This window comes from Bacillus sp. SG-1 (assembly GCF_000181495.1).
In the GTDB taxonomy this organism is placed as follows: Bacteria; Bacillota; Bacilli; order Bacillales; family Bacillaceae_B; genus Rossellomorea.
Genome location: NZ_ABCF01000017.1, coordinates 40,274 through 48,258, shown reverse-complemented (window position 1 = coordinate 48,258; position 7,985 = coordinate 40,274). Strand labels below are relative to the sequence as shown.

The 7,985-nt window shown below is 41.6% G+C and carries 9 protein-coding genes; 1 reads left to right on the top strand and 8 read right to left on the bottom strand.

What is annotated here, in order from left to right:
• Positions 1-854, bottom strand: an 854-nt coding sequence (locus tag BSG1_RS10065; RefSeq protein ID WP_006836913.1) for an acyl-CoA carboxylase subunit beta, incomplete at its 3' end; no start/stop codon positions are given.
• Between the two features lie 2 nt (positions 855-856).
• On the bottom strand, positions 857-1,270 hold the full coding sequence (gene mce / locus BSG1_RS10060) for a methylmalonyl-CoA epimerase (RefSeq protein ID WP_006836912.1): 414 nt from the start codon (positions 1,268-1,270) through the stop codon (positions 857-859).
• Positions 1,271-1,446: 176 nt separating this feature from the next.
• Between mce and prli42 the strand changes: the two genes are divergently transcribed.
• On the top strand, positions 1,447-1,542 hold the full coding sequence (gene prli42, locus BSG1_RS20840) for a stressosome-associated protein Prli42 (protein WP_156791455.1): 96 nt from the start codon (positions 1,447-1,449) through the stop codon (positions 1,540-1,542).
• Between the two features lie 258 nt (positions 1,543-1,800).
• Here prli42 and BSG1_RS10055 read toward each other — a convergent pair whose 3' ends face one another.
• From BSG1_RS10055 to BSG1_RS10030, 6 genes are all read right to left on the bottom strand, one after another.
• Entirely contained in the window at positions 1,801-2,304 is a 504-nt protein-coding gene (locus tag BSG1_RS10055; protein ID WP_006836911.1) for a L,D-transpeptidase, read from the bottom strand.
• 33 nt (positions 2,305-2,337) lie between these two features.
• Complete coding sequence (locus BSG1_RS10050) at positions 2,338-3,330, bottom strand: aromatic acid exporter family protein (RefSeq protein WP_006836910.1); 993 nt, start codon at positions 3,328-3,330, stop codon at positions 2,338-2,340.
• Positions 3,331-3,477: 147 nt separating this feature from the next.
• A complete protein-coding gene (locus tag BSG1_RS10045; RefSeq protein ID WP_006836909.1) occupies positions 3,478-3,915 on the bottom strand; it encodes a BrxA/BrxB family bacilliredoxin in 438 nt (145 codons plus the stop codon).
• A 317-nt stretch (positions 3,916-4,232) separates the two neighbouring features.
• Positions 4,233-5,492, bottom strand: coding sequence for an MFS transporter (locus BSG1_RS10040; protein ID WP_006836908.1), 1,260 nt, complete (start codon positions 5,490-5,492; stop codon positions 4,233-4,235).
• Between the two features lie 15 nt (positions 5,493-5,507).
• Positions 5,508-6,554 carry an ArsR/SmtB family transcription factor gene (locus BSG1_RS10035; protein ID WP_006836907.1) on the bottom strand — a complete coding sequence of 349 codons (1,047 nt, stop codon included), beginning with the start codon at positions 6,552-6,554 and terminating at the stop codon, positions 5,508-5,510.
• Between the two features lie 125 nt (positions 6,555-6,679).
• Positions 6,680-7,942 carry a hemolysin family protein gene (locus BSG1_RS10030; protein ID WP_044022707.1) on the bottom strand — a complete coding sequence of 421 codons (1,263 nt, stop codon included), beginning with the start codon at positions 7,940-7,942 and terminating at the stop codon, positions 6,680-6,682.
• Positions 7,943-7,985: the final 43 nt, after the last annotated feature.

Genomic DNA, 7,985 nt, shown 5'->3' with positions numbered 1-7,985 from the left:
CTCACGTCGTAAGGACGGATGGCATCAAACGGGATGATATCAGTTAAATCCGGGCGATAATCATCTTCTTCATCAGCTTTTAACATAGGTGGTTTTTCCTCATTGTTCTGAGGTAAGTAAGAAAGCAATTCTCTCACAGAATGAAGAACTTCTTCCTCTGTCTCCCCCCTGAAATGGGCATTTCCGCTGATCGTATTATGTACTTTTGATCCTCCAAGGTCCTCAGAGCTGATTTTTTCGCCCGTTACGGTTTCAATGACCTTAGGTCCGGTAATGAACATCTGGCTTGTTTTATCCACCATAAAAACAAAATCGGTGATGGCCGGCGAGTATACAGCTCCTCCTGCACAAGGCCCCATGATGACAGAGATTTGCGGTATGACCCCTGAATAGATCGAATTGCGGTAGAAGATATGTCCGTATCCATCAAGGGATACCACACCTTCTTGAATACGCGCTCCTCCGGAATCATTAAGACCGATAAATGGCGCTCCATTTTTCACAGCCAAATCCATCACATGGGCAATTTTCTTGGCATGCATCTCACCAAGAGCTCCACCGAAAACGGTAAAGTCCTGAGAGAACAAGTAAATCGGCCTTCCGTTCACTTTACCGTATCCAGTAACAACTCCATCTCCAGGTCCTTTCATCTCATCGAGACCGAAATCTGTACTTCTATGTTCAATAAATGGATTAAGCTCTACAAAAGACCCTTTATCAACTAGAATATCGATTCGTTCCCTGGCTGTCAGCTTCCCTTTTTCATGCTGTTTTTCGATGCGCTTATCTCCACCGCCCAGCTCGACTTCTCTGCGGCGGTCATATAATTCATTTATTTTTTCATAGATATCCATGACTACTCCCCCTTGGTGTTGGTCTTTTCACAAAGCTCATATAATACACCGTGAGCTGATTTTGGATGCATGAACGCTACTTGCGCACCACCCGCACCCGGCTTCGGCTGCTCGTTGATCATGTTGACACCCTTTTCCTTCAGCTCATCGATTCTATCCTGAATCCCATTCACCCCAAAGGCAACATGATGTATGCCTTCGCCTCTTTTGGCAAGGTATGATGCAATGGGGCTTGATTCATCAAGCGGCTCCAGCAACTCAAGCTTTATATTTCCTCCATCTATAAAAGCTACCTTGACCTTTTGAGATTCAACCTCTTCAATTTGAAGAAGAGACAGTCCCAGCGTTTCAGTATAAAAAGGCAGTGCATCCTCTACAGATTTAACAGCTATCCCAATATGATCGACTTTTTTCAAAGATATCTCCCCTTTCTAAAGAAGCTTAACATGTACTTTATTCGATAAAATAACGCATATTCCTGCAAAAAAGGTAAATTTCCGAAAGCGATTTCAGAATAACGAGGGGTTGTCATTCTTGTCATATGAAGATAAAATAAGGGAGGTACATGATTTTCTCTACAGGAGTTGAAAAAATGAGAAACAAAAGACTTCAAAAAACAGTTGTGTATGTAATGTTATTCGCTATGATTACTTCTACTATCATGATGGGACTGTCCATGTTCTTATAAAACTGCATAAAAAAGGGCGATCCATTTCTGTGGAATGGATTGCCCTTTTTTCACTTTCTATCTTCAGTCTAAAACGATGACCTTGCTTAAGTTAAAGATACATTGCACGCGAATTTCACTTATTTATGTCCTTGATAAACTCTCTCAAGACACTTTCCACTGGCATTTCAAACTTTCATGTCCTTGAAAAACTCCCTCATGACACTTTCCACTGCCACTCCACCTTTTCATGTCCTTAAGAGTCATCATCAGATCTTTTCATCTCACAGCACCGTATTCCTTAGCAAGCTCTTCAAATGATTTGCCTGTCTTCACTATTAAAATCTTCGTCCCGGACGGCACTCTGTCAAAAAGAGTTTCCACTTCAGCGTTGTGCATCCTGATACAGCCATTCGAAATATACTTTCCGATGCTGTCATCGTTATTCGTTCCATGGATGCCGTATGTCCTTCCGTCTGTTCCTTCAGCATCAAAGCCCATCCACCGGGTTCCAAGGGGATTATCCGGGCTTCCGCCTGGAATATCCGACTTCCTGTAGTACGGGTCTTTGGCTTTTACTATGATGGTGAAGAGTCCCTGCGGGGTTAAGTCATCGGTTCTTCCAGTTGCCACGCTGTATTGATGACGGATTTCTTCTCCTTGAATATACGCAATCTTGTTGGTCTGTTTGTTGACAATCAAGAATGGATCACCCGGTAATGGATTCTTTCCGAGGGGCCAAATCGGGGAAACAATAAGTATAATGGAAAGAAGCAAACGCATTTCCTTCACATCCTCTCAGGGATTTAGTAGGAATTAGTTTGCTTCTTTGGGCGTCATCTCATTCTCTTTGCGCTGCCTGATACCTTTAAATGAACTTTTGATTAGGAGGTAATCCTCCATCTCCTTAAGAAATTGATAAAGGGCTGCTCTGGCTTCGAACTCTTCCCTCGTTTGCGGAAGCTCCATCTCCTCAAACTTCACCTTCATATCATAGAGTTTTTTCAGATACAGTAATGCGGTATTGCCTGGGTGTATATGTTCACTCAGCTCTTCCATAAAATCAGCAACCATTTTCCGCTGTTCGACTTTAGATGATATGGATGTTACTAGAGGAAGAAGCCGCTGCAGAATGTCAAACTGTTTCTCTCTCATTTTGAAATACAAATAATAAAGGCTTTCATGACGAAGAAAGTGATTCTCTACATCTTTGAACGCCAGTGTTTTGGCCTCATTAATGAGCTTTTCCACCTCGGTGATCTCTTTCCCGGCCCATCCCTTGTCTTCGTTCGTTCTCAAATAGCGGACAATCTCCGTAAAGATTCGGTGAAAATTCTCCTCAATCTGTTCCTGGTATGCAATCAGCTTATTTTCGACACTAGGCATGTAGAGGTTGGCAAGCAAGGCGATTCCGATTCCAATCGAAATGATGCCCAGCTCATTCACTATCAAATCCACCGTAACATTTTGAGCTGAGTAGACATGAAGAATGATTACACTGCTTGTAACAATACCTTGAGTAATTTTCAGCATCACGGTTGTCGGGATAAAGAATAAGAGCAGCAGGCCAATAATTATCGGATGATAGAATAGTAATTCAAAAAGGATAGAAGCAAAAACGATGGCAAGTATACAGGCAAGAAATCTGCTCCAAGCCGCTTTCAGTGATTTCTTCTTTGTATCCTGTATGCAGAGGATGGTCAATATCCCGGCAGAGGCAAAATTTTCAAGACCGAACCATTGAGCAATCAAAATAGCGATTGCTGTTCCAACAGCGGTTTTGGCTGTACGATAACCTATACGAAACATAGACTGCAGCTCCTGTTATATCATTCTTAGTTATTAGTGTTACCAACTTAAGTAATATAAAATTCTTATGTAATTTATATCCCTTCCTGGTACAAACGTAAACTGACAAAAGAAAAAAGAGTGAATGGATCACTCTTTTCCTACAACTTATACTTCTTCGCAATACTCGTCAAAGTAACCTTGCAGCTTAGTAACAACAGACATAGGGTCATGTCCTTCGATTTCATGACGTTCTACCATTGTCAGAATCTCTCCATCCTTTAACAGTGCAAATGATGGGGAGGATGGCGGGTAGCCTGTGAAGTAGCTCCGCGCTTTCGCTGTGGCTTCCTTATCCTGGCCTGCGAAAACAGTTACCAGACGATCGGGGCGTTTATCATAATGAATGGCATGAGCCGCTGCAGGACGTGCAATACCGCCCGCACAACCGCATACTGAATTGATCATCACAAGAGTTGTTCCTTTTTGTGAAAGTGTTTCTTCTACTTCTTCTACAGTCGTAAGCTGCTTATATCCTGAAGTCTCCATCTCTTGACGAGCCTGGCGGACGATATCATTCATAAATAGGTCGAAATCCATTTCCATATTACTCTCTCCTTTTTCCTCAAAGTAGCACCCGAATAAGATGCTAATAACGGTACCTATATCATATCAATTTTTCCTGTGCGTTATCAATCAAATTATCTTTTTCATCCATTCTCTTGAGCATAAACGTTAAAATGGTAACTTTTCTGATCTTTTATTAAAAAATTCAAACAGCAGGTTTAATCCCCTGAATGCCGGGTACTATAAAAATACATCTAGATCCATACCCCTAAACTCCCTAGATGAAGGATAGCTCTTATATGGGCTATCCTCTTTTTTGCTGTCGTTGTCGTTTACCTCCCGTTTTCATAATAATTTTACGGATTTGTGGTCTCATACCTCTCATTACCCAATGATTTAAGAGATGGCACTAAATAGAAGAAAGAGGCAAGGGTTGCGATCACACCCCCTAAAACAATGGCCATCCCTGTCCCAAACGTTTCAGCTATGATTCCTGAGGATAAAGCTGCCACCGGCATTGTTATCCAGGTCATTAATCTGCTTGTAGCCTGTACACGGCCCAATAAATGTCCAGGAGTTAATACTTGGCGGATGGTTACGATACAGGTACCCATGATTGCTGCAGCTACAGTCCCGGCTGCATTCATCACTGCCAGGGTAAAAAAGGATTCACCCAGCCCAAACCCGATGATTGAAGCTCCCCCCAGCAATCCCGCTGTAAATAAAATACTCCTATATGAAAACCGCTGTCGCAGTATATTTGTCAATAAAGAACCTGCGATTGCTGCCGCTCCTCCTATTGATAAAATATAGCCAATATCAGCCGAGTTGAGGCCGGCAGCCGAATTCAAATGAACAATCATCATGGTGAGGAAAAGCGTAGTACCAAAAACAGAAAACAGCATGGCAAGATTGGTATACAAGATGGGTTTTTCCCTTATTATAAAAACGAATCCCTCTTTGATTTCCGCAAGTATTCCTGGATCTTGATTTGAGGTCGCTGAATCAGAGTGAATGTTTAAACTGCACACAGCCAAAAATCCTATGGCGAAAGACAAACTGTTCAAAATTAATCCTATACCAGGATTAAACAGGGAGATCAAAACCCCTCCAACACCAGGGGCAACAAAGACCGCAGTATGAAATATTCCCGTATTAATTGAATTAACAAGCTGCAGGTCTTTTTTCAAAACAAGTTGTGGGATGGAAGCAAATTGTGAAGTATTATAAATCTGTGTCATGATTCCAACTGTTAATGCACCTATGTATATGGCGCCTAGTGAAAGACCTCCGGATAAATGAAGGACGCCCAGAATCCCGATAACTATAAATCTCCCAGCATCACATACCATCAGGATTGACTTGCGGTTAAATTTGTCAGCCAGTACACCAGCAAGGGGCTGAATGAGAATTGGAAGCCTCTCAAGCGCCGCCACAATTCCCATACTAAGCGGAGATTGGGTAATCGCCAACACAATCAAGGGCAAGGCAATTAAATAAATCTGATCCCCAAAAAAAGAAACTAAATTTCCTCCCATAAACCTGAACACCTGGAAATTCCTCTTGAATTCCGGAGTCCTATCCTGTGCATGAATCTGAACGACCGGCTCTCCCATCTGCCTCCCCCTTTCTCATTCCATTTTTAAGAACAACTGCAGCTCTTCATCCAGTAAATTAAGACTTTGGACATTTGTTGAATATTTTGAAAGAGAATCAGAAACCAGTCTTGCCGATTTCAATATCTTCAAGTGATGATGAACGGTCGTTTTCCCCATCTCTAATTCATTCGTCAGTTCTTGAAGGCTCCTTGGTCTTTCTGTGATCATTTTCAGGATCTTTAACCGGGTTTCGTCTCCTAATGCCTTATATTTCTGTACCATCATTTTGTTCGGAATATATTTGCTGTCAGGAGACAGACTTTCATTCGCCACTGGGTAATAAAAGACTTTGGTGCCTTTTAAATCAGCCTCGACATTCCAAGGGCGGTAAAAAAAATGCGGAATGAGGATAACCTTGAATACACTCGGTTCCGGCAAATACTTAATTCCGTCTGTCGCGAACTCGACAAATTGTTCTGGGTTAAGCTTTTCTTTCATTCTTTGTTTGGACTCTATATCTCTTTCCAGTACAGCAAGTATTTCTTTCTCCTTTGGGACCACTACTGCCTGAACCCACTCTGACAGCACTGTGGCCAGGTGGTCTTTGAGCTCTTGGGGATCAGTCTTAAAGATAAAGCCTAAATAATCAGGGAGAAAAGAATTGCCTTTTGTTTTATCCTGCAGATTTACAAGCGCTTCATGTGAGCCAAGTACCAATTGAGCAGTGAGCTCTTCCTGTTGCTTCCCCAGGTAGGGAATGGCAGCACTTTTAAATTCTTCGTCAGATAACCCCTTCAAAAATGAAACGAATGATGGTATGTCGTTGAAGTCCTCCTTATGCAATAACTGAAGCAGTGTCTTCCATGTATTGTACTCTTTCACATATTCGAGATGCTTTTTTAATTCCGGAGAGAACGAAGCTTTCATCATCTCTCTTTCTTCTTTAGTCAGATCAAGCGTTTCGACAAGCGCATCATTCGTGATCGCGGCTATTCCCAGTGCAGCCTCCCATAACAATGAATACTTTAACTCCACACTATAGGTCTCTCTTTCCCTGCTTCCAATCGAAAAAATGTCCATGAAACAACCTCCTTGTAAATATTCTACAATTATAGAACAAGTTATTCAATACATATAGAACAAAGAAACCAAAAGAAAAAGACGGCAGCATTTACACTACCGTCTTTCTAACTATTTATTGCGAATTACTCTGCAGGCACCTCTTGGGAAACCTCTACTTTGATAGTACGGATTCTGCGGTTATCCACTTCTTCTACAGTCACTTTCACATTTTCATAGTCAAAGCTTTCGCCTTCGGAAGGTATCTCCTCAAAGCTTTCTACTACCCATCCACCTACAGTGTGGTAGGAGCTGTCAGGCTCTGGCAGATTGAGCAGATCGGTAAACTCATCAAGCTGGAACTGGGAATCAAACTTGTAAACATTGTCACTGACTTTCGTCATGGAATGGATGGTTTCATCTTGTTCATCCCAAATCTCTCCGACGATTTCTTCCAGAATGTCCTCAAGTGTGATCAGGCCGGTGGTCCCTCCAAATTCATCGACTACAATAGCCATATGAACCTTATCTTTTTGAAGCTTTGTTAACAAAGTTGATATCTTTGCTGATTCAAATACAAACATCGGCTCCCGAATCAACGCTCTAATATTCACTTCTCCGAATTTTAGCAAATGTGTGAAGAATTCCTTTTCAGATAGGATTCCGATTACGTTGTCTATATGGTCCTCATATACGGGAATACGTGAAAAGCGCTCTTCAAAAAACATTTCCTTTATTTCATCGACCGATTGGTTTACTTCAACTGCTTTTACATCAATACGAGGGGTTAAAACCTCAGAAACCATAATATCGTCAAAATCCATTGAGCGGTGAATCAATTCTCTTTCTTCCTTGTCGATAACGCCTTCTTCTTCACTGATATCGAGCATTACCTTTAATTCTTCCTCAGTAACGGATGGCATGGCATTGTCTTTTGAAAAAAGCCTGGACACCAATTCCTTTAATTTTATGAAGAAGAAATTTACAGGTGTAAGGATCTTGATCAGCAAGAATAGGATACCCGAGATGGATAAAGCGTAACTTTCAGCATTTTCTTTTGCCAATGATTTCGGCAGAATTTCACCGAAAATAAGGATAAGCAAAGTCATCACAAACGTACTGACCACTAACCCGGTGTTCCCTCCGAAAAGATCGGTTGCCATTTTGGCCGAAATACTTGCAGCCGCAATGTTTACGATGTTATTTCCAACCAGGATGGTAGACAGGGCGCGGTCGAAGTTTTCCGTTATGAAAAGTGCTTTTTTACTTCCCCTTAATCCTTCACTTTCAAAATTCCTTAACCTGATCTTATTGACACTCGAATACGCAGTTTCTGCAGATGAGAAAAAGGCAGAAAGCAGAATTAAAACTCCTAATAGAATCAATGAATACAGTGGTAAATCGTCCAAAAAAACGTCACGCTCCTAAAATATTGGTAATCTATCTTAAAAG

Bases quoted from the DNA above. Each gene is read 5' to 3' on its own strand.
- BSG1_RS10035 (WP_006836907.1), bottom strand. From the start codon at position 6,554: ATGGACATTTTTTCGATTGGAAGCAGGGAAAGAGAGACCTATAGTGTG.
- BSG1_RS10050 (WP_006836910.1), bottom strand. From the start codon at position 3,330: ATGTTTCGTATAGGTTATCGTACAGCCAAAACCGCTGTTGGAACAGCA.
- BSG1_RS10045 (WP_006836909.1), bottom strand. From the start codon at position 3,915: ATGGAAATGGATTTCGACCTATTTATGAATGATATCGTCCGCCAGGCT.
- BSG1_RS10055 (WP_006836911.1), bottom strand. From the start codon at position 2,304: ATGCGTTTGCTTCTTTCCATTATACTTATTGTTTCCCCGATTTGGCCC.
- prli42 (WP_156791455.1), top strand. From the start codon at position 1,447: ATGAGAAACAAAAGACTTCAAAAAACAGTTGTGTATGTAATGTTATTC.
- BSG1_RS10040 (WP_006836908.1), bottom strand. From the start codon at position 5,492: ATGGGAGAGCCGGTCGTTCAGATTCATGCACAGGATAGGACTCCGGAA.